Annotated in this window: 22 protein-coding genes; 17 read left to right on the forward strand and 5 right to left on the reverse strand. The window is 67.6% G+C overall.

Annotation, left to right across the window (positions count from 1 at the left end; genetic code table 11):
- Nucleotides 1-69: 69 nt before the first annotated feature.
- Nucleotides 70-999, reverse strand: coding sequence for an arginase (gene rocF, locus ASF60_RS04415; protein ID WP_056181003.1), 930 nt, complete (start codon nt 997-999; stop codon nt 70-72).
- A 380-nt stretch (nt 1,000-1,379) separates the two neighbouring features.
- On the opposite strand from rocF, the gene ASF60_RS04420 reads away from it, so the two are divergent.
- Nucleotides 1,380-2,429, forward strand: a complete 1,050-nt coding sequence (locus ASF60_RS04420) for a YeiH family protein (protein WP_056181006.1) — start codon at nt 1,380-1,382, stop codon at nt 2,427-2,429.
- 70 nt (nt 2,430-2,499) lie between these two features.
- On the opposite strand, the gene ASF60_RS04425 is transcribed toward ASF60_RS04420, so the two are convergent.
- Nucleotides 2,500-3,390, reverse strand: coding sequence for a LysR substrate-binding domain-containing protein (locus ASF60_RS04425; RefSeq protein ID WP_056181009.1), 891 nt, complete (start codon nt 3,388-3,390; stop codon nt 2,500-2,502).
- 311 nt (nt 3,391-3,701) lie between these two features.
- Here ASF60_RS04425 and ASF60_RS25970 point away from each other — a divergent pair, with 311 nt between their 5' ends.
- On the forward strand, nt 3,702-3,830 hold the full coding sequence (locus ASF60_RS25970) for a hypothetical protein (RefSeq protein WP_274533541.1): 129 nt from the start codon (nt 3,702-3,704) through the stop codon (nt 3,828-3,830).
- 451 nt (nt 3,831-4,281) lie between these two features.
- On the opposite strand, the gene ASF60_RS04430 is transcribed toward ASF60_RS25970, so the two are convergent.
- Nucleotides 4,282-4,587: an antibiotic biosynthesis monooxygenase family protein gene (locus ASF60_RS04430; RefSeq protein ID WP_056181271.1), complete on the reverse strand. Its 306-nt coding sequence runs from the start codon at nt 4,585-4,587 to the stop codon at nt 4,282-4,284.
- A gap of 196 nt (nt 4,588-4,783) precedes the next feature.
- Here ASF60_RS04430 and ASF60_RS23445 point away from each other — a divergent pair, with 196 nt between their 5' ends.
- The 7 genes from ASF60_RS23445 to ASF60_RS04460 all read left to right on the forward strand — a co-directional run bounded on the left by ASF60_RS23445 (nt 4,784) and on the right by ASF60_RS04460 (nt 13,111).
- Entirely contained in the window at nt 4,784-4,924 is a 141-nt protein-coding gene (locus ASF60_RS23445; RefSeq protein ID WP_200940901.1) for a hemin uptake protein HemP, read from the forward strand.
- On the forward strand, nt 4,921-5,874 hold the full coding sequence (locus tag ASF60_RS04435; protein WP_244478324.1) for a heme/hemin ABC transporter substrate-binding protein: 954 nt from the start codon (nt 4,921-4,923) through the stop codon (nt 5,872-5,874). The genes ASF60_RS23445 and ASF60_RS04435 overlap by 4 nt, the downstream gene beginning before the upstream one ends.
- The gene (locus tag ASF60_RS04440; protein WP_056181011.1) at nt 5,867-7,000 is read left to right on the forward strand and encodes a FecCD family ABC transporter permease; all 1,134 of its coding nucleotides are present in this window, start codon (nt 5,867-5,869) and stop codon (nt 6,998-7,000) included. Before ASF60_RS04435 ends, ASF60_RS04440 begins: the two co-directional genes overlap by 8 nt.
- Nucleotides 6,993-7,853, forward strand: coding sequence for a heme ABC transporter ATP-binding protein (locus ASF60_RS04445; protein WP_056181014.1), 861 nt, complete (start codon nt 6,993-6,995; stop codon nt 7,851-7,853). The genes ASF60_RS04440 and ASF60_RS04445 overlap by 8 nt, the downstream gene beginning before the upstream one ends.
- A 148-nt stretch (nt 7,854-8,001) precedes the next feature.
- Nucleotides 8,002-10,161, forward strand: a complete 2,160-nt coding sequence (locus tag ASF60_RS04450; protein WP_056181016.1) for a TonB-dependent hemoglobin/transferrin/lactoferrin family receptor — start codon at nt 8,002-8,004, stop codon at nt 10,159-10,161.
- Between the two features lie 184 nt (nt 10,162-10,345).
- The gene (locus ASF60_RS04455; protein ID WP_082507748.1) at nt 10,346-12,121 is read left to right on the forward strand and encodes a rhamnogalacturonan lyase B N-terminal domain-containing protein; all 1,776 of its coding nucleotides are present in this window, start codon (nt 10,346-10,348) and stop codon (nt 12,119-12,121) included.
- Nucleotides 12,122-12,706: 585 nt separating this feature from the next.
- On the forward strand, nt 12,707-13,111 hold the full coding sequence (locus ASF60_RS04460) for a Panacea domain-containing protein (RefSeq protein WP_056181019.1): 405 nt from the start codon (nt 12,707-12,709) through the stop codon (nt 13,109-13,111).
- Nucleotides 13,112-13,735: 624 nt separating this feature from the next.
- On the opposite strand, the gene ASF60_RS04465 is transcribed toward ASF60_RS04460, so the two are convergent.
- Nucleotides 13,736-14,305: a hypothetical protein gene (locus ASF60_RS04465; protein WP_056181022.1), complete on the reverse strand. Its 570-nt coding sequence runs from the start codon at nt 14,303-14,305 to the stop codon at nt 13,736-13,738.
- 148 nt (nt 14,306-14,453) lie between these two features.
- Here ASF60_RS04465 and ASF60_RS04470 point away from each other — a divergent pair, with 148 nt between their 5' ends.
- From ASF60_RS04470 to ASF60_RS04480, 3 genes are all read left to right on the forward strand, one after another.
- A complete protein-coding gene (locus ASF60_RS04470; RefSeq protein WP_056181026.1) occupies nt 14,454-15,014 on the forward strand; it encodes a recombinase family protein in 561 nt (186 codons plus the stop codon).
- Nucleotides 15,015-15,114: 100 nt separating this feature from the next.
- Nucleotides 15,115-16,287: an AlbA family DNA-binding domain-containing protein gene (locus tag ASF60_RS04475; protein WP_056181029.1), complete on the forward strand. Its 1,173-nt coding sequence runs from the start codon at nt 15,115-15,117 to the stop codon at nt 16,285-16,287.
- An 86-nt stretch (nt 16,288-16,373) separates the two neighbouring features.
- Nucleotides 16,374-16,589 carry a hypothetical protein gene (locus ASF60_RS04480; protein ID WP_156633856.1) on the forward strand — a complete coding sequence of 72 codons (216 nt, stop codon included), beginning with the start codon at nt 16,374-16,376 and terminating at the stop codon, nt 16,587-16,589.
- A 147-nt stretch (nt 16,590-16,736) separates the two neighbouring features.
- Here the strand turns inward: ASF60_RS04480 and ASF60_RS04485 are convergent, their stop codons facing one another.
- Nucleotides 16,737-16,973, reverse strand: coding sequence for a hypothetical protein (locus ASF60_RS04485; RefSeq protein WP_056181037.1), 237 nt, complete (start codon nt 16,971-16,973; stop codon nt 16,737-16,739).
- Nucleotides 16,974-17,180: 207 nt separating this feature from the next.
- Between ASF60_RS04485 and ASF60_RS04490 the strand changes: the two genes are divergently transcribed.
- The 5 genes from ASF60_RS04490 (at nt 17,181) to ASF60_RS04510 (ending at nt 20,501) form a co-directional block, all read left to right on the forward strand.
- Nucleotides 17,181-17,570: a hypothetical protein gene (locus ASF60_RS04490; RefSeq protein ID WP_056181040.1), complete on the forward strand. Its 390-nt coding sequence runs from the start codon at nt 17,181-17,183 to the stop codon at nt 17,568-17,570.
- Nucleotides 17,571-17,708: 138 nt separating this feature from the next.
- Nucleotides 17,709-17,954, forward strand: a complete 246-nt coding sequence (locus ASF60_RS04495; RefSeq protein WP_056181045.1) for a hypothetical protein — start codon at nt 17,709-17,711, stop codon at nt 17,952-17,954.
- Nucleotides 17,955-18,224: 270 nt separating this feature from the next.
- A complete protein-coding gene (locus ASF60_RS04500) occupies nt 18,225-19,652 on the forward strand; it encodes a hypothetical protein (RefSeq protein ID WP_156633858.1) in 1,428 nt (475 codons plus the stop codon).
- Between the two features lie 118 nt (nt 19,653-19,770).
- Entirely contained in the window at nt 19,771-20,052 is a 282-nt protein-coding gene (locus ASF60_RS04505) for a hypothetical protein (protein WP_056181052.1), read from the forward strand.
- Nucleotides 20,049-20,501 (forward strand): hypothetical protein, encoded by a 453-nt coding sequence (locus ASF60_RS04510; protein WP_056181055.1) that lies wholly within the window; start codon nt 20,049-20,051, stop codon nt 20,499-20,501. The genes ASF60_RS04505 and ASF60_RS04510 overlap by 4 nt, the downstream gene beginning before the upstream one ends.
- Nucleotides 20,502-20,618: the final 117 nt, after the last annotated feature.

Genomic DNA, 20,618 nt, shown 5'->3' on the forward strand with positions numbered 1-20,618 from the left:
TTTTTTACAATCCTGAGATGCTCCGACTTGATCGGAAAGCCATGCCGAACCGCCCGCCGCGATCCGGCATCAGTAGCTCTGCGTCGGCCGGTCGAGCACGGTCCGGCCCATCAGGCTCGCGGCGAGATCGACCATGAGATGCGCCGTCCGCCCCCGCTCGTCGAGGAACGGATTGAGTTCGACGAGGTCCAGGCTGCCGACGAGGCGGGAATCGTGCAGCATCTCCATGATCAGGTGGGCCTCGCGGAAGGTCGCGCCGCCCGGCACCGTCGTGCCGACCCCCGGGGCGATGCCGGGGTCCAGGAAATCCACGTCGAGGCTGACATGCAGGCGGCCGCCGGCCGCCGCGACACGGCCGAGGAACGCCCGCAGGGGTGCCACGACCCCGGCCTCGTCGATGCTGCGCATGTCGTGGATCAGGACGCCGGCCTCCAGCACCGCCACGCGCTCCGCCGGATCGAGGCTGCGGGTGCCCATCAGGCAGACGTTGCGCGGGTCGATGGGGGCGGGCGGCGCCGGCAGGAAGGCGGCGAAGCCCCGGCGCCCGGTGGCGTAGGCGAGGGGGACTCCGTGCAGGTTGCCGCTCGTCGTGGTGTCGAGGGTGTGGAAATCCGCGTGCGCGTCGAGCCAGAGCACGAAGAGCGGACGCCCTTCCTGGGCCGCCCGGCGGCCGAGTCCCGACAGGGTGCCGGCCGACAGGCTGTGGTCGCCACCGAGGAAGATCGGGAGCGCGTCGGCGCTGTGCGCATAGGCGGCCGCCGCCAGGACCTCGGTCCAGGCCGCGAAGGCCCCGAGATGGCGCAGCGCCCGGTTCGGATGGTCGCGCGCGACGATGGCGGCCGGCGCGAGGTCGCCCGCATCGACGATGTCGAGGCCGAGGCCCGACAGGGTCTCGGCCAGGCCGGCCGCCCGATAGGCGCTCGGCCCCATGTCGCAGCCCAGGCGACCGGCCCCCTCCTGGACGCGGGCGCCGAGGAGGATGCAGCGTCGGTTCGTCATGCGGTCTCTCGCTTCGCGTCGCCGGAAGGGCCGATCGCGCGCCCTTGCCGAGGAACGTCCTTTTGCCCCGGATCGCTCTCGAACGAGAATCGGGTCTGCCGACCCTGCAACCCTGCCGGAGCGTCCCTTGCCAGGGACGTGCCGCGATCCGGCACGATCCGCGCTCGATCTTCGTCGAGACCGTCTCTTTTCCGATGACGATCCTGCGGGACGGTCTCGTCGATTCCTTTTTCATCTCATTTATTGAACAAAGTCATCTTGACGTTCTGTTGGATCGAATGATGGGGTTATGAGACGGTACGGGCGTCAACCCGGAGCCGACCATGTCCATCCGACCCCCACCGGCAGATCGTCACCCGGCCGCCGCGACGCTGCGCCTTATGGTTTCCGGCACCGTGATTTCCGGCACTGTGGTTCCCGGCCTCGGGCTCTGCCTCGCGGTCACCGCAGGGGCGATGCTGCTCGAGGCGGTCGAGGTTGCCGTCTTCGGCCGGGCCTGGCTCGAGTCCCTGGTCCTCGCCATCCTGATCGGCACGCTGGTCCGGAGCCTGTGGGTTCCGGCACCGGGCTGGCAGCCCGGCATCGCCTTCGGGGCCAAGACCGTCCTGGAGGTCGCCGTGGTGCTGTTGGGCGCCTCGCTCAGCCTGGGCACGCTGTGGGCGGCGGGACCCGGGCTCCTCCTCGGCATCGCGGGGGTCGTGGCGGTCGCGATCGCGTCGAGCTACGGCGTCGGCCGGGCGCTCGGCCTGCACCACCGCATGGCGATGCTGGTGGCCTGCGGCAATTCCATCTGCGGGAATTCGGCCATCGCCGCCACCGCGCCGGTCATCGGGGCCGATGGCGAGGAGGTCGCTGCCGCCATCGCCTTCACGGCGGTGCTCGGCGTGCTGGTCGTCCTGCTGCTGCCGCTGCTCGTGCCGCTGCTCGGCCTCTCGCCGATGCAGTACGGCGTGCTCGCCGGCCTCACGGTCTATGCCGTGCCGCAGGTCCTCGCCGCCACCGCACCCATCGGATTGCTCAGCGTGCAGGTCGGTACCCTGGTCAAGCTCGTGCGGGTTCTGATGCTCGGCCCCGTGGTGCTGGCGCTCTCTTTAAGCCGGCCCCGGCCAGCGCCGGATTCAGGGCCGGATTCGGGACGGGATCGGGCGGAGGGCCGCGTCGCGCTGCACCAGTTGGTGCCGTGGTTCATCCTCGCCTTCCTGGCCCTGGCGGGGCTGCGCTCGGCCGGGCTGATCCCCGAAGCGGCCCTTCCGGCCCTGTCCGGCAGCGCCAACCTCCTCACCGTGGTGTCGATGGCGGCCCTCGGTCTCGGGGTCGATGTCCGGGTCGTGGCGCGGGCCGGCCTGCGGGTGACGTGTGCCGTGATCCTCTCCCTGCTGGCGCTGGGCGCGGTCAGCCTCGGGCTGATCCACGGCCTCGGCATCCTGTAGAGTTTGGCAGGGATCCGTGGAAACCGATTATCCCGACACGACAAACGGAAACGAAAGACTCTCGCCGCCGTCAGGCCTCGGTCGCCGCCGCGATCAGGGCGAGCAGCGCATCCGCCGCGCGGCTGCGATAGCGCGCCCGGTGGCGCAGGACCCGGAAGGGCCGCGACGGCAGGGCGAACCGGGCCCGCACCAGGGTGCCGGCGCCCAGGCCCCCGGAGACCACCGAGGCCGAGAGCACGCTCGCTCCGCCACCGGCCGCGACGGCGGCCTGCACCGCCTCGTTCGAGGGCAGTTCCAGGGCCACCGTGAGGCGGCCGGGCGACAGGCCCTTGGCCTCCAGCGCGGCCTCGAAGGCCGAGCGGGTGCCGGAGCCGGACTCGCGCAGCACCCACGGCGTCGCCGTGAGATCGTCGAGGCCGATCGCCCTGTCCTCCGCCAAGGGATGCCCGGGCGCCACCACCAGCACCAGGTCGTCCCAGGCCACATCGGTGCTGGCGAGCGCGGGATCGTCGAGCACGCCCTCGACGAAGCCCAGTTCGGCCCGGCCCTCGCGCACGGCAGAGGCCGCGTCCGCCGTGTTGCCCACCTCCAGCCGGATCGCGATCTCGGGATAGGCCCGGCGGAAGGCCACCAGGTGGCACGGCAGCCAGTGGCTGGCGATGGTCTGGCTCGCCTGGATCGCCAGGGTGCCCCGGCGCAGCCCGCTGAGATCGGCAAGCACCAGCTCGGCCGCCTCGGCCCGGGCCAGCACGGCCCGCGCCTCCGCCAGGAAAACCCGGCCGGCCTCGGTCAGCTGGATGCCGCGCCCCACCCGATGGAACAGCTTGGTGGCGTGGCGGCCCTCCAGGGTGGCGATGGCGGTGCTCACCGCCGACTGGACCAGGTTCAGCGCCTCGGCGGCGCGGGTGACGTGCTCGCGCTCGGCCACCGCTACGAAAATCCGCAACTGGTCGAGGGTCATGACGGGAGGTCGAGGTTCATGGCAGGGTCCCTTGCGGACCGCCCGCCCGGGCCCGCGCCACGCTTTATTAACCACTGCGACCCCAGCTTGGCCACGCGCCTGTAACGCCGTCGATCCGCGATACGGGCCGGGCGGGAGCCGGGGCGGGAGCACGGGACGGAGGCCGAGGACGGCATTCGCGCCGCGATCGCGCCGGCGCGTCGGAAATTCATCGGCCCGTCCTTAATCCCGCCCGTTTCTCCGAGCCCATTGGGAACGGCCGGGATCCTGGAACACGCAGCCGTTGCGGCCTCGGACAAGGAGTCTACCCCATGATCAAAACGCTGCTGGCGCTCTTCACCGTCGCCGCCGTCCTGACGATCCGGGCGTTCCTGAAGCTGCTGTGGCTGCCGTTCCACAGCTTCGGCGGCCTCCTGCGCGGCCGGCCCGCCGCCACCTGATCACCAGACGGGCAGCCGCGGGCGAGCCGCCGCGGCGCCCGCGCCCCGGCAGCATCGGGCCATCCCGTGGGATGAGGCCGATCCAGCGGCCCGAATCGATGCCCCCGCGGACCCGGCGAGGATCGGAAAGCCGTTCCCAGGCGCCGTCCCCGGACGATCGGCAATGGACCCGCACGCCACGTCGAGACTCCTGATCGGGTCGCCAGACCGTGCCGTCACGACGGCCGCGATCACCGGTCCGACGCAGCGAGATTCATTGACCCGACCTTTCAACGCGACATCGCGCCGTCCTCGAAAGCCGGGCGGCCCCTGAATATCCGGTGCGGGCGCACTTCGGACGCGACCACGAAGGTCCGTCCTCTTGACGCTTCGACCGAACAAAGTCCCAACGGTCGGGCTGCTTCCCCCACCCTGCGGTGCGCGAAGCGCCGCCTCGCCCTGTCCTACCGGATCAGGCCCGGATGGCTTCGAAGCCCTCGAAGCTCGGGTGCCCGTGGTAGAGGGGATTCGCCGAGGGCAGGCGGCGATGCGCCGCCTGGAATTGCTCCGACTGCGTCCACGCATCGAAATCGGTCCTCGATTGCCAGACGGTGTGCGAGGCGTAGAGCACGTGGTCGTCGGCCTCCGGGCCGCGCAGCAGTTCGAAGGCGACGAAGCCCGCCATCTCGCCGAGGCGGCTGTCGCGAGTGAGCCAGACCTGCTCGAATTCGGCCTGGGCCTCCTTGACGACCTTGAAGCGATTCATGGCGATGAACACGGAAAACCTCTTGGATGATCTGATGAGAGCCGTGCGATAGACCCGCTTGCGATGGCTGTCGAGAATATTTATCAGCATACATGCTCGTCAGCGTTCTTTTTAGTTGTTTTAACTAAAAGACATAGCCTGGAAGTTCGATCCCATGCCTTTCCCGGATGGCGCAAACCCTGCGCCCCACCCAAGCCAGGCCCCCGCGATGCCGAGGCCGCCGGGCGTGCCGGCGGAGGTCAGCACGCAGGCCCTCCTGCGTGGGCAGCGCGAAATCACCATCCTGCACGGAAGCGACCGCTACCGCCTGCGGATCACCGCCAACGACAAGCTGATCCTCACCAAATGACCCGCGCGCCCGCCTCGACCCGCCGCGCCGCGCTCCTCGCCGCCGGCTGCGCGCTGATGGTCCGGCCCGCGCGGGCGGAAGCGCCGCGGGAGGAATCATCACGGGCGGAATCATCCCGGGCGGAGGCATCACGGGCGGAGGCATCACGGGCAGAGGCGCCGGCCGTCCGCATCGCCTCCCTGGGGGGCGCCGTGACCGAGATCCTGTGGGCTCTCGGGGCCGCTCCGCGCATCGCCATCGTCGACACCACCAGCCTCTATCCGGCCGAGGTCCAGCGGCTGAAGCCGAATGCCGGCTACCTGCGGGCGCTCTCCGCCGAGGGTCTGCTCTCCGTGGCGCCCGATCTCGTCATCGCCGCCGAGGGGGCGGGCCCCCCGGCCGTGCTGGCCCTGGTGGCGGAGGCGGGCGTGCCGGTACGCTGGGTTCGGGAACCGCCCTCCGCCGAGGGGGTGCTGGAGAAGATCCGGCAGGTGGGCCGCCTCGCGGGGCTCGCGGCGGAGGCCGGCGGCCTCGCGCAGGCGGTGGCGGACCGCTTCACCGCCCTGGCGCAGGCGCGCCGCCGGGTCGAGCACCCGATTCCGGCCCTCGTCATTCTCTCCCTCGCCCATGGCCGGGTGATGGTCGGCGGGCGCAACTCCGCAGCGGACGGCATCCTGAAGCTCGCCGGGCTTCGCAACGCGGCCGCCGACCTCGAGGGCTTCAAGCCGATCACCGACGAGGCGATCGTGGCGGCCGCTCCAGATCTCGTCGTGATGATGGCGCCGGAGGGCACCCCGCCGACTCCAGAGACGGTGTTCGCGCCCGGAACCGCCCTGGGCCGGACCCCGGCGGCGGCCGCCCACGCGCTGGTGATCCTGGACGGGCTCACGCTCCTGGGATTCGGGCCGCGCACGCCCGAGGCGGCGGACACCCTGATGCGGCGCGCCTATCCGGACCTCCGGCATGGCTGAGGCGCGGGCCGCGAGGCCGTCCGGCGCGCGCAGGCCCGGCCTCGTCGTCTGGGCGATCCTCGGCCTGGTCCTCGCAGGCGCCGTGCTGATGTCACTCGGCCTCGGCGCGGTCTCCATTCCTCCGGGCCGCGTCGCCGCAATTCTGCTGCATGGGGGAGGGGAGCCCGGCGGTGGCGATACCGGCGCCGCCCGCGATGCCCTGGTGATCCTCAACATCCGCCTGCCGCGCACCCTCCTGGGCCTCCTGGTGGGCGCGGGCCTCGCGGTGTCCGGCGCCCTGATGCAGGGCCTGTTCCGGAACCCGCTCGCCGACCCCGCCCTCGTCGGCGTCTCGGCCGGGTCCGGCCTCGGCGCCGCGACGGTGATCGTCCTCGGCGATCGCCTGCGCGCCGCCCTCGGCCTCGCCGGCCCGCTGCCCGATGCGATCCTTCCTGAAGCGATCCTGCCTGAAGCGATCCTGCCTGAAGCGATCCTGCCTGCCGCCGCGTTCCTGGGCGGGCTCGCCGCGACCCTCGCGCTCTACGTCGTGGCTTCCCGGGCCGGGCGGACCTCGGTGGCGACCCTGCTCCTGGCCGGGATCGCCCTGGCGGCCCTGGCCAGCGCACTCACCGGCCTCCTGGTCTATGCCAGCGACGACCGGCAGCTGCGCGATCTCACCTTCTGGCTGCTGGGCAGCCTCGGCGGAGCCACCTGGGCCAAGGTCCTGGCGAGCGCCCTCGCGATCCTGCCCGTCCTCGTCCTCGTGCCCTGGCTCGGGCGCGGGCTCAACGCCCTCGTGCTCGGCGAGGCCGAGGCCTTCCATCTCGGAATCGCGGTGGAACGGCTGAAGCGCCGCGTCATCCTGCTGGTCGCCCTGGCGGTGGGCGCCGGGGTCGCGGCAGCCGGCGTCATCGGCTTCGTCGGGCTCGTGGTGCCCCATGCCCTGCGCCTCCTCATCGGCCCGGAGCATCGCCGGCTGCTGCCCGCCTGCGCCGTCCTCGGCGGGACGCTGCTGGTGCTGGCGGACGTGGCGGCCCGCCTCGTGGTGGCGCCGGCCGAACTGCCGATCGGCATCGTCACGGCGCTCGTCGGCGCGCCCGCCTTCCTGTGGCTCCTGCTGGGCCGGTCGAGCGTGGCGCATGACTGAGTCCGCCCTGCTCGTCGGCCGCGGCCTGTCCTATGCGGCAGGCGGGCGGCGCCTGGTGGAGGCGGCCGATTTCGAGGCCGAACCCGGAACGGTGCAGGTCATCGTCGGCCCCAACGGCGCCGGCAAATCCACCCTGCTGCGGCTCCTCAGCGGCGAATTGCGGCCCCTGGCCGGCAGCCTCGCCTATGCGGGCGAACCGGCGGCAGAGATCCCGCCCTGGCGCCTCGCGACCCTGCGGGCGGTGATGCCGCAGGCGACGCGGCTGGCCTTCCCGTTCGCCGCCGCCGAGGTGGCGCGGATCGGCCTCGACGGCATCGGCCGCCGCCTCGACCGCCGGACCCGCGACGCGCTCCTGGCCGACGCGCTCCGGCGGGCGGACGTCACCCACCTGGCGGACCGGACCTACGCGACGCTGTCCGGCGGCGAGCAGGCCCGGGTGCAGTTCGCCCGCGCCCTGTGCCAGATCGCGGCCGGGCGAACGGTGGCGCCGCGGCAGGTGCTCTTCCTGGACGAGCCGACGGCGAGCCTCGATCTGCGCCACCAGACGGGACTGCTCGAGGCCGCCGCGCGGGTCGCCGCCGAGGGGGCCGCCGTGGTGGCGATCCTGCACGACCTCAACCTCGCGGCGGCCTATGCCGACCTCCTTCTGGTGATGGAGGCCGGACGGATCGTCGCCCGCGGCCCGCCGGCCGCGGTGATCCGGGACGATCTCCTGGCGCGGGTGTTCGGCGTGCCGTGGCGGGTCGGCCAGCTGCCGGAGCCCGGCCAGCCCTTCGTGCTGCCGCCGCGGCGTATGGCGGGAATGTCACAAGCACCCTTGGAATCAAGCGGATCTGGAATCCCTGCAGACTGACCCGCTGGCAGATCCGAATGCTTCCAGACTCAGAGCCGACACGGTCGCTTGACCCATCCCGGACCGGACCGCAGACCACCCGGACATCAGCCAGCCAGCCCTCCGCCAGCCAGCCAACGGTTCCCCTGCGCTCTGGGCGGATGCACCCATGTCTCGACTGTCTCACCGTGCCTGGCTGGCGCTCGGCGTCTCGATGACGGCGCTCGGCGCGGCGCAGGCACAGGACGCGACCTCGGCGCAGAGCCTGGCGCCGGCCCGGAGGGGGCCGCCCGGGGCCGATATCAGCCTCGACACCATCTCGGTCACCGCGACGAAGACCCCGGGCCGCGCGGTCGACGCCCTCTCGGGCACGGGCGTGGTCACCCGGGAGCAGATCGACCGCATCCAGCCGAGCCGCCTCTCGGAGGTGCTGCGCGACGTCCCCGGCGTCACCACGCAGGAGAACCCGAGCGATCCGGCCCAGGCGATCAACATCCGGGGCCTGCAGGATTTCGGGCGCGTCAACGTCCTGATCGACGGCGCGCGTCAGGACTTCCAGACCTCGGGGCACAGCGCCAACGGCGTGTTCTACCTCGATCCCGAACTGGTCGGCGGCGTCGACATCACCCGGGGTCCGACCGCCACCATCTACGGCTCGGGCGCGATCGGCGGCGTCGCGTCTTTCCGGACCCGGTCGATCGACGACATCCTGGCCCCCGACGAGACGGCCGGCGCCGCGCAGAAGCAGGGCTTCGGCACCAACGGCCAGCGCTTCGTGAACGCGACCGCGCTCGGCGCCCGCATCGGAACGGCGGCCGACGTGTTCGGGCAGTTCGTGTTCCGCAACAACGGCCCCTACCGCGAGGGCTTCGGCACGACGGTGCCGGACACCGGCAACGAACTGTCCGCGGGCCTCGCCAAGATCAATATCCGGCCCGCCGACGGCCACGAGATCAGCGGCACGGCCCTGTTGCAGCGCTTCGACTTCACCAATGCAGGCCCCAACAACGCCGGTGCGCGCTTCGCCAACGCGGTGCAGGCCGACACCTATACGCTGGGCTATCGATTCGCCCGGCCGGACGTGCCCCTGATCGATGTCAGCCTCAAGGGCTACGCCACCACCACGCATAACGACCTGACCTACCTGCAGGACACCGCGAGCGGCCTCTACGGCCGCCTCGGCACCCGGGCGGGCGACCGCATCACCTACGACCTCGAGACCACGGGCTTCGACGCCCACAACACGGCCCGCTTCGACACAGGGCCCTTGCGCCACGCCCTCACGGTCGGCGGCGATCTGGTTCAGAATCGTGTGCGCACCAGCGACCGGGCCGGCGGCTTCGGCGGCGCCTTCACGCCCTCGGGGTCGCGCACCCTCGCTGGCGCCTTCGTGCAGGACGAGATCCGCTACGCCGACTGGCTCCGGGTGATCGGTGCCCTGCGCTACGATACCTACGCGCTGTCGGGGGGCGCCTATCGCTCCAGCGGCGACCGGGTCTCGCCCAAGATCACCGTGGGGGTCTCGCCCTTCGCCGGCATCGAGGTCTACGGCACCTACGCCGAGGGCTACCGCGCGCCCTCGATCACCGAGACGCTGGTCCAGGGCATCCACCCCTTCCCGGCCTTCAGCATTCTGCCGAACCCGGCCCTGCGCCCGGAGGTGGCCCGCACCGTCGAGGGCGGCGTCAACCTGAGATACAACGAGGTGCTGGTCCCCGGCGACGTGTTCCGCGCCAAGCTCAACGTCTTCCAGAATGAGATCGACGACTTCATCAACATGGAGGCGGTGGGACCGACCTACTTCGTGCCCGCCCTCGCGGGCATCCCGGCCTCGATCTGCGCCCGGATTCCGGGGCGCTTCCCCTGCGTCATCCCGGTCCAGTCGTTCCAGTACCGCAACATCGCGCAGGGCGAGCTCTCGGGGGTCGAGCTCGAGGGCGCCTACGATTGGGGTGGCGGCTTCGTCTCCCTCGCGGCCACCCACACCGAGGGCCGCGACAGGGCCACCCGCCAGACCCTCCTCACCGTGCCGCCCGACCGGATCAGCACCACCCTGGGCCTGCGCTTCCTCGACGACCGCCTGACCGTCGGCTCCCGCCTGAACCTCGTCGACGCCCGCACCGACGTCCCGCCCGGCGCCACCATCCTGGCGACCAAGGCCTACGCGCTGGTGGATTTCTTCGCCTCCTACCGGGTCAACGACCGGATCAAGGCGGATTTCATCCTGCAGAACGCCTTCGACAAGCGCTACACCCAGTACCTCAATGCCCTGCCGAACCCCGGCCTCGTCGCCAAGGCGGCGATCAGCATCACGTTCGCGACCCGGTGACGACCGTCATCGACGCTGGGGCTGGAGTTGGGGTTGGGTCCGGGGTCAACCGGGAAGCCGGCGGGGGCGTCACCGGGACGACGCTCCGGGGCGGCGAAGCCTGAGATCGCCGGCGTTGTGTCAGCCGGACGGGTTGCTTTCGGGCCGCCCCGGAGGGAGCGTCGGCGTGACAGGATCGAATCGCATGTCGAAGGCCCGATTCCGATCGTCCGGCGCGCGGGGGCTGGCGGTGGCCGTCGGCCTGCTCCTCACCGCCCGTCCGCTTCCTGCGCTGTCCGCCGCGTCATCCTTCGGGCTCAGCGAGGACGCCACATCGATCACGGTGAACACTGGGGCGGGCCTCGTGTTCACGGTCCGGAGCGGGGCCGCGGACGGCTCCGGCAAGGGGGTCGGCGACATCGTGTCGATGCGCTGGCACGACGTCGAATATCAGGATCCCGCGAAGGGCAGTCAGGTCAATATCGGCTTCCCGGGCCTGTACGAGGGGCAGACGACCGCCAGCGTCGCGGCGACGCGCGTCGATGCCGATCATATCAAGGTGACGGTCCGGGCCGGCGACCTGATCCACGCCTACATGGCCAGGCGCGGCGTGGCGACGATCTTCATGGCGACCACCTTCACGCGTGAACCGCGCCTGGGCCTGGTGCGCTACATCGCGCGACTCCGGCGCGCGGTGCTGCCCGAGGGGCCGGAGCCGTCGAACCTGACCGGGACCGACCGTCTGGTCGAGGCGCACGACGTGTTCGGGCGGCCCGACGGCCAGACCCGCTCCAAGCATTATTCGAACCTGCGCCTCAAGGACTGGCGCTTCTTCGGCGCGCGCGGGCCGGGCGTGGCCGCCTGGATGGTGCGCGACGACAACGAGGGCGGATCGGGCGGGCCGTTCTACCGCAGCCTGCTCGATCAGGGCACCGATACGGATCAGGAACTGACCTACATCGTGAATTACGGCGAGGCGCAGACCGAGCCGTTCCGGACCGGCATCCTCGACGGCTACGCCCTGGCGTTCACGACGGGCGGGACGCCCGATCCGCTCGACACGTCCTGGTTCGGCCGCATGGGCCTGACGGGATACGTCGCACCGGAGGGGCGCGGGACGGTCACCGGCACCGGCCTCGACGGCATGGATGCGGCCTTCGGCTACACCATCGGCTTCGCCAACGTGCAGGCCCAATACTGGACCGAGGCTCGACCGGGCGCGGGGACCTTCGCGCGGGAGGGCCTGCTGCCCGGGACCTATCGGCTGACGGTCTACAAGTCGGAACGCGCGGTGGCGGCGGGCGACGTCGACGTGCGCGCGGGAACGACCACGTCCCTTCCCACCCTCCGGATCGACGCCGATCCCGCCCGCGACAAGGCGATCTGGCGCATCGGCACCTGGGACGGGACGCCGTCCGGGTTTCTCAACGGCGACCGGGTGACGACCATGCATCCCTCCGACATCCGGATGGCGCCGTGGTCGACGCCGCCGTTCGTGGTCGGTCAATCCCAGGCGGCGACCGGATTTCCCGCCTATCAGTGGGCGGACGTCAACACGCCCGTGCGGATCCGCTTCACCCTGACCCGGTCGCAGGTCGCCGCCATGACGCTGCGCATCGGCATCACCGCGGCCTTCGCGGGCGCCAGGCCGGCGGTCGCCCTCAACGGCTGGCAGGCGCCGCCGCAGGTCTCCACCCCGCAGCCCAGGAGCCGCACGCTGACGGTCGGCACCTATCGCGGCAACAACCGGATCTACGCCATCGCGCTCCCGGCCTCCGCGCTGCGCGTCGGCCGGAACGAACTCCGTCTCGCGATCGCGAGCGGCATCCGGGGCATCGGCTTTCTCAGCCCCGGCCTGTCCTACGACGCCATCGACCTGATCCCCGCGACCCCCGCCGCAGAACGCACTCCGGACGGCACCACCATCGGTGGACAACCCGCCGGCGCCGGGCGATCGGGCACGGGACAGGACGGAGGCTGATAGCCGAACGGCCGGAGGGTCGAGCGCCGGACTGTCAAGCCCAAGTCGATCCAGCTCTCAGCGGCGCCTGGGGCGCCGTGGCGGGCGCATTTCGGGGAAGAACTTGGCGGAAACGAAACTGGCGGAAGGGGTGGGACATTCCACGCCACTCCTAAAATATCATATATATCAGACGCTTATGATACAGGTATCCCTGTTGCTGTAGCACCTGCCTGTAGCAGCACATCAGAGTGCGTCGGAGTTTAGTAGCAGGTGGGGATTCGAACTCCGTAGCTGCGCATGTGGAGGCGGCTCCTCGCTGTGAGGCAGCGTGGTTCCAATGGTCCCTTCCATGGTTCGGGCGACTCCAAACCAGCAAACTTTTTATCAGGCGATAACCGCGTCATTTTGTCGCCTATTGAAGAACGTTGCGTGAACATCCACTCTTTATTAAACCACATGCCTTGACATAGAATATGGATAGGCACGCCTCATCGCGCCGAAGGAGGAGCAGGCTGCGGCAGCAATGACGCAGGTTGCTTATTGAAAATGGCAGCACGTCTAGATTCAGTCTGCAAATTCATATGTGAGCGTGGAGGCTGGAGCGTGACCAATCTCCAGCTTCAAAAAACGCTTTATCTCGCCCAAATGACTTATATGGGCCAGAACGACGGTGAGCCTCTCTTTGAGGGCTCGTTTGAGGCGTGGGACTACGGCCCGGTAGAACCTTCACTTTATAGAAAGGTTCGTATGTTCGGCTCACGCCCTGTTAGTGACGTTTTTCTCGACGCCCGGCGTTTTGGGGATGATGATCCGCGGCGTGAGTTCTTAATGGGCATCTGCCGCGATCTTCTCAGCAAGCCTGCCAGTGAACTAGTCGAAATCACGCACTGGGAAGATGGAGCTTGGGCGAAGAACTATGTCCCAGGGGCAAGAGGGGTCCAAATCTCCGACGAAGACATCAACCAGGAGTACCACGACAGGCTCCGTGCGGGGGACGTCGAGAACTGACTCCCTTTTTACTTCAAGGGACCTGGGACCGACCTCGTTAACTAGCGCCGTCCTCGAAAGTCAACTTCAAGAGGAAAGGGCCGAGAGGCGTATTGAACGCTTTTTCTGGTTGCTCGCCGTAAGCGTGCTCCTCGAAGCCCTCCTCTACAAGTTTCTCGATAGCAATCTCGCCTTTCTAATAATATCTGGGTTCATTCTGGCCGGACTAATTGGACTTGCTAATTGGCTGGAAGTTCCTTGGGTCGTTCAGCCGCTAGAGCGACTGTTCTCGCGTGTCTCTGGAGGGATCAAACCCCCCGGCGAAGAAGAGCCCAAACCCCAAAAGAGCCGCAGCAAGACTGTGACGGGCCCAAAGAAGCCTCCAGAACTTCCCAGCTCCAGCCATCAGGAGGCTGCGTCGATCCCGGAAACGGAGCGAGACGCAAGCGAGAACTAGTCGCATAGGACAGCCGGTAGGGACCCGCTTTGTTTCACCGAAAAAATCTGTAAGGGCATCGACAGATTGGCGCGGCGGGTTTCCCCCCTGGCACCCCCTCCAGACGCGGGCCCGGTATCCCGCGCGGTATCGCGTTCAGGCGCACGAGAAAAGCACGTGCGGGGAGGGGGAGGCAGGCGCCGGCAAGCTCAGCGGTCGTGCTTCGTAATCCGCTTCTCGATCTTCTCTAGAGGTTCAACGTAGTCCCAGACCTTCTCCGCCGCCTCCACCTTGTGCTTCGCCCGGAGGTCTACCGCCAATCTCCATGCCTCCAGCCCGCGCGCTGTCGCCTCTTGTTCCACGTGGTCACCTATTGCGTCGTCGTTGAAGTAGATGGTGTCGTGAATGAGTCCCTGACTTTCGCGGACCTTGTTACGAAAACCAAGCGCACGACCGGCGAGCTGGCGGTCTAGGGCGCGCCAACCTTCGGCATCGTCGGGGTAGTCGGCTAGCTCCGGCAGGTTCACCTTCCAGTCTGGAAGTCGCTCATCCGGGCGGTGCTGAGCATTCTCGTTGGTCGATATCAAATCGAAGCATGCAGCTGCATATGCTTCCAGGATCACCGCTAGGCGTATGGCCATGTATGCCGCCCGTGATCTGCGGTCCCATTGCTCGCGGAGGATCGGTAACGCTCCCTGGATCAGGGCGGACCCGATACCAGCTCCAATGACTGTCTGAAGGATTGTCGCCCAGTTCACCACATCAGCTCCACGATCCATTCGTGCCATCGTCCCAATAGGGCTTGCCCGTGTGGAACGTTCCAGGCTCCTACCGTAACCGTTCCAAGAAAGTTGTATTGCATTTCGGAACGACCCATGGTTCAACGTCCTAGAACCTATTGGAACGATCCGGACCGGAACGCCTCTCATGCTCATCGGCTACGCCCGCACCTCCACCCTGGAACAGGAAGCCGGTCTGGAGGCCCAAACTCGCGACCTGACGGCCCTCGGCTGTACCAAGCTGTATCAGGAGCAAGCGTCCTCCGTGGGCCCTCGCAAGGCCCTGGAGGCGGCCCTAGAGTTCGCCCGTGAAGGGGACACCATCGTGGTTACGAAGCTGGACCGGCTCGCCCGTTCGGTGACCCACCTGGGCAACATCATTGCCGGCTTGGAGGCCAAGAGCGTGGCTCTGCGCATCGTCAACCTGGGCGTGGACACCGCGACCCCCACGGGCAAGCTGATGCTGAACGTTCTTGCGGGTGTCGCTCAGTTCGAACGGGAGATGATGCTGGAGCGTCAGCGGGAGGGCATCGCCAAGGCCAAGGGGGAGGGCGCCTACAAGGGCCGGAAGCCTACCGCACGGGCCAAGGCGGACCAGATCAAGGCCCTCGCCGCGGAAGGGCTGAGCATGGCCGCCATCGCCGCGAAACTCGGGATTGGCAAGGGGTCCGTGCATCGGGCGCTGAGCGAGCCCGCGAAGGCGGCGTAAGCGGCAGTGAAGCGGGCATCTACGCAGTGGCATGGAGCCGCGGCTGCACGTAGGGTTACGCTAGCATCCGCTCCTTTGCCCCTCCCACACAGGTGTTGCCATGCTCCCGAAGCCTTTCGAAGGGCTGACCTTCAGCGATGTGGCGGCGATGGTGGAAGCGGGTATCCGCGAAGGTCGCACCCTGGACTTCAAGCAAGCCCCTGTGGGCGGCAAAGACGACGACAAGCGCGAGTTCTTGGCCGACGTTTCCGCCCTCGCGAACACGGCTGGCGGTGACATCGTGTTCGGCATCACGGAGGCTCAGGGCGAGGCCACCGGCATCCCTGGCATTGAATTGGACAACCCGGATGCGGAGGTCTTGCGTTTGGAGGCCATCCTTCGGTCCGGCTTGGAGCCCCGCTTACCGCGCATCGAGCTGCAATGGTTGCCCGGAACGGACGGCAGGGGCCTCCTGATTATTCGAACGCCGCGGAGCTACCTAGGACCGCATCGAGTAACCTTCCGCAACCACGGGCACTTCTACGGCCGAACCAATGCTGGGAAGACATCCATGGACGTGGCCGAGGTGCGCGCCGCCTTCCTCGCCGCGGAGGGACTTCATGACCGCATACGCCGCTTCAGGAACGAGCGGCTGGGCATCGTTGAGGCGGCCGAAGGGCCTGTGGGCTTGCGAGACGGCGCCAAGGTGGTCCTCCATGTGGTGCCCTTAGAGGCGTTCGCCGCAGAGAGGGACATTGGGATCGACAGCAGCCGCGACCTCATCGGTCCATTCGGCTCCATGTCCGGCGGCTTCAATGCCCGCCATGTCCTGGAGGGGTTCGCAACATTCTCCGGCCAAGAGCACGACCCGCAGGGCGCCTATGGCTACTCGCTCCTCTTCCGCTCAGGGATCATTGAGGGAGCGGCAACAGCGGGCCACAAAGGCGAGGATGGTCTGTACGTACCCGCTTCGTCAGTCGAGTGGGCCGCCTTGTCCGCACTAAGGGAGTACCGGACGAAGCTATCGAAGAAGGGTGTCGAGTTACCTCTCTACGTTTTCCTGTCTCTCATCGGGGTTCGCGGGCATTACCTTGCGGCGGCTCGGCACCCCTTCGGCCTGCAACGCACAGTGCGAGCCGATGCACTGTTGCTGCCCGAAGCCATCATTACGGACCCACAACAGACCGATGAGGCGGTCTTGCGACCGGTCTTCGATAGGTTCTGGAACGCCTTCGGTTATGAGCAATCCTTCAGCTTCAACGCCGAGGGTAAGTACGTTGGACAGCGGTATTAGCGTTCCGGCTTACGGGTCCCATGAGGGGGGGAGCGGGGGGCCGGGGAGGGCAGGCTACCCCGAGCGGGAGCCGGAAAGGCATGCCCATGCGCAAGCTCAAGTCCGTCATCACTGAGACCGTCCGCGCCTCCGTTCCGGCGCTCACCATCACCGTCATGGACAACGAAGCGCGCGTCCTGGACACAGCCCTAGCGGAACAGCTCGGGATGGCTGAGCCCCGCAAGGTCCGTCAGAACGTCATTGAGCCGAACCGGGACGAGTTGGAGGCGTTCGGGGGGGGGCTTCGGATGGATCTCATCTAAACCGGAGGCCGTCCTGCAAGCGCCTTCTACCTGAACCGCCAGCAAGCCCTCCTCGTCTGCATCCTCTCCAAGACCGAGAAAGCCAAGGCGGTGCGCGCCGAGGTCATCCGGCGGTTCGACGCTTACGAGGAGCTGACGCGGCCCGCCTCAACCGTTGTCAGGAACCAGCGAGCCAATCAGCTTCAACAGGTTGGTGCGCGCGGTGCTGTCGTTGGACGCTAAGAAGGCAGCTAACTCCGCACGGCAGTCGCCCACGTTCTCCCGGTGCGCCCACTCCTTCTGAACGAACACCTCGCCCGTCTCGGTATCTCGGGCGAGAGCGTGCCACGTCTCATCGTGGTTGCCCTTCTCGTGGTAGTGAAATCGACGGGTGACTATCGCCATGTGGCCTCCGACTAGATGCTCAGAATAGGCTACAGCATGTCGATGTGCGAGTGGAGGCAGGGATGGGGGCTGGCATGGACGTGATCGCGGGAGTTGGTGCCCACTCCAATCCAGATTTTCGCTCACCTGACAACGTGACATGTAGAGTCATGGGCTGACGTGTCGCGGTGAGGTAAGCCCGGCTATTGTCGCGTTTTGGGCCGCTGGATGTTTGCTCTCAATCCACCCATCTACCTCACCGACTTCCAGGCGCTCATCCTCCACGAAGCAATCGAGCGGGAGTTTCGCCTTCTCGAAATCGTCACCGCCCAGGAGCGGGAGCAGGGCAACCGCGACGGCTGGGCCCTCGCCCGCATCAAGGTTCGCGAGTTGAGGAGTGTTTGCTCCAAGGTGGTCACCTGCATCCCGTGGACATCAGAGGACCGCTACGGCCTTAAGCCGGAAGACCGGGCGGAACTGGCTGGGCGCATCGCGGAGATTGGCCCGAGGATGAAGCCGCCCCGCGGGGAGATGGAGATGCAGCGTTCGGTCAAGGCCCGTCGCAAGTCGCTAGTAAAAGCCCAAGCTCGGAAATCCACCGAGGACACTTCGAAATAATCAACCCGGATGTGGGTAAGTATTGTCGTCGTGATTTCGTCCTGATAACAAAATTCCACTTCAAGTCTAGTTCTTTTTTTGATGATGTGGGAACTTTCCCTTGCGGGCCGGTGAACTGGCCCTTGGGGACCGACGACGATGATTACGTTCAGCCGCTCCGGTGTGACGGTGCTCGCGGTGAGCCGTACCGGTGTGACCTTGGGGAAATCTTTCGACTGTCTCTACGAGGGGGACAGCTACAGCCGCGGGCGGCGCTACTTCGATGGGATGTGGGGACCACAGGGCTTCGAGGTCTGGGCCGGGCGGCGCCACCTCATCGTGGAGTGTCCGCCTGTTGCTCGGCTCCTGAAGCGCGGGGGAGGGTCCGTACCGACAGCCGCGTGAGGGGGATTGCACGCCTCCCGCGGAAGCCCACACAAAGACTTCCGGCCGGGGCTGCGAATCACCACCCCCATAACGGCAGGCAATAACCACCCACCCCAGGAAACAGGTGGCTATCGGCCGATACGGCACCTTGTTTGTTTCAGGTACGCTTCTTCGCCCGGACGTATCGGTGCCCTGTCGTATCAGTTTTTTTGGACGGCGGAGCTTCGAGCATCGCCCTCCCGTCTTGGCTCACTGAACCCTTCACTCCACCATCAGGGAACCCACACCATGCCCACGGCTGTCATCCGCAGCCGGGACCCAGACGGCTGTCCTGTCGCTGGCGTTCCGGTGCCCGCCTCACAACCTCCCACACCTGAGAACGAGGACGCTAAGCCCCGCTGGTTCGACCCATGGATGGGCGGACGTGGGGAGGCGTTCACGTCGCTCATTGCCTTCACCGGGTCGCTCATCGCCCTCCACGACCCGAGCCACGCGACCCGCCAACGCGCCCGAAAGGTCGCCATCGAGGACCGCCGGATAACGGCTCTGAAGATCATCACGGCCAATCTCGCATACGCAGTGCTGATGCCGACTGAGACGGGGCGCACCCTCGTGCTCACCGGGAACACCGGCAAGCGCATCCCCCGTTACACGAGCCCCGCCACGGGCAAGCTCTTGCGGGACATCCTCTTCCTTCTCAGCGAAGCCGGGATGGTCGAGCACGTCACCTCCCGCCAGCGTTCGGCCGCATCCTACATCGTGCCAACGGACATGCTTAGGGCCGCGGTAGGTGCCTCAGGGCCGACGCTCCAGGACTTCAGGCGCCACGCGGGGGAAGAGGTCATCCGGCTCTCCATGAAGCCCTATGACGCCGCCAAGCCGTTCGGTGGGCACAAGGTCCGCGTGGACTACCCGGAGACAGCCGACACAACCGCGATGCGCACCCAGCTCCACGAGCTGAACCGCTTCCTGGATGCGGCGGACGTCACCTTCATCGAGGATGGGAGGGGCACGGTCGATGCCCACAACAGGGCCATGCGCCGTCATTTCGTCCTGGCGAAGCCCTCCGACGCACCCAGGCTGAACCGCGGCGGTCGCCTCTACGGCGGCTTCTGGCAGAACCTGGAGCGAGACCGCCGGTGCAGCATCAGGATCAACGGGGAGGCCGTCAGGGTCCTGGACTTCGCCTCGATGCACCCCCGGCTGATCTACGCACGTCAGGGCGTGTCAGCGGGCGAGGTGGACCTCTACGCCATCCCCGGCCTGGAGGACCACCGTGAGGCTGTGAAGCTCCTGGTGAACACGCTTCTCAATGATGGGCACAGCCGCAACGACTGGCCCGATGACGCGAAGGTGGCGCAGCCTCCGGGGTGGACGGTGACACAGATGCGGCATGCTATCTGGGCCCATCGACATCACCTCCGCCATGCCTTCGGTCGCCGCCTGGGGCTGGAGCTTCAGTTCACTGAGAGCCGCATCTTGTGTGAGGTCCTGGAGCGTCTCCGCGTTCGAGGCATCGTCGCCCTGGGCCTGCATGATGGTCTCTTGGTGGGTGACTCGCACGCTGATGAAGCTCGGGAGGTGATGGAGACCGTGTCTCAGGAGGTTAGCGGCCAACGTCTTCCAGTCACCTCGAAGCCTGCTGGGGCTCAGCCGGTGAACCCCATACTATCACCTATAGGACAGCTAAGCGTTTCCTCGCCTTTGGCTGCCTGAACCGCCCCATCTGACGCCTTCCATACCCTCAACGCACACCCAGCGCGGACCCCTACGGTTCGCGTGAACGCCTCCCCATGCCTGCCGCTGAGCCGGCCCAACACCAGGAACCCCAACTATGATCACCGACAAAACACCCCGCCTCTGGTTCGCCGGCCCGGAGAACCGCGCCCATGGTCTCATCGCACCCATTGGCACGGACGCTACCCGCGGAGTAGCCGGGTACGGTGAGTTCGTGCTGGAGCACCGGAAGGACGGTGACAGCCTCGTCATGCTCCTCACCTTCGAGGACGAAGACCAAGCGAAGCGCCCCATTCCGGTCTCAGTAGCCATCCCCGCGGCCATGGTTCGGGACCTTCTGAACCGCATCCCCGAGGGTACCGCGGAGGCTCAGGCGTGAACGGCGCTCTTGCTCCCCATGCGGGCAACCCGCTCGTCACTGAAGAAGCCACCGTCCAGGACCTCAAGCTGGCCCAGGCACTTGGCTTCGAGCGGCCCACGAACATCCGCAACCTCATCAAGCGCCACCGGCCCACGTTGGAGGCGATGGGATTGGTGCTCCAATCTGAAGCGCCAATCCGCTCCGGTAAGGGCCGCGTCTCCATGGTCACGGAGTTCCGGCTTAACCCGGCGCAGGCCGCCTTCATCATCGCCAAGGCCGGGACAAAGCGGGCGGACAGCCTCGCGGTCCTGATGGCGGAGGTCTTCGCCATGTTCTCGGTGGGCAAGCTTGTGGCGGTCGATGAGGACGCCGCCAAGGAGCTTGCCGCGGCCCAGGCTCGCGAGGCGAGGCGCCGCTACGAGGAAGAGCGGGACGCACGCTCCAAAGCGTTCGCCTTCCTCCGCTAGCCCTCCACGGCCCCTTCCGGTCCCAGCATCGGCGCCCAATCGGGACCCATCAGGGCCAGCTCCACGACACCCCGAACGAACCCCCACGCGCGGACCCTTGCGGCCCGCGTGAAGGCC

Source organism: Methylobacterium sp. Leaf113, assembly GCF_001423325.1.
In the GTDB taxonomy this organism is placed as follows: Bacteria; Pseudomonadota; Alphaproteobacteria; order Rhizobiales; family Beijerinckiaceae; genus Methylobacterium.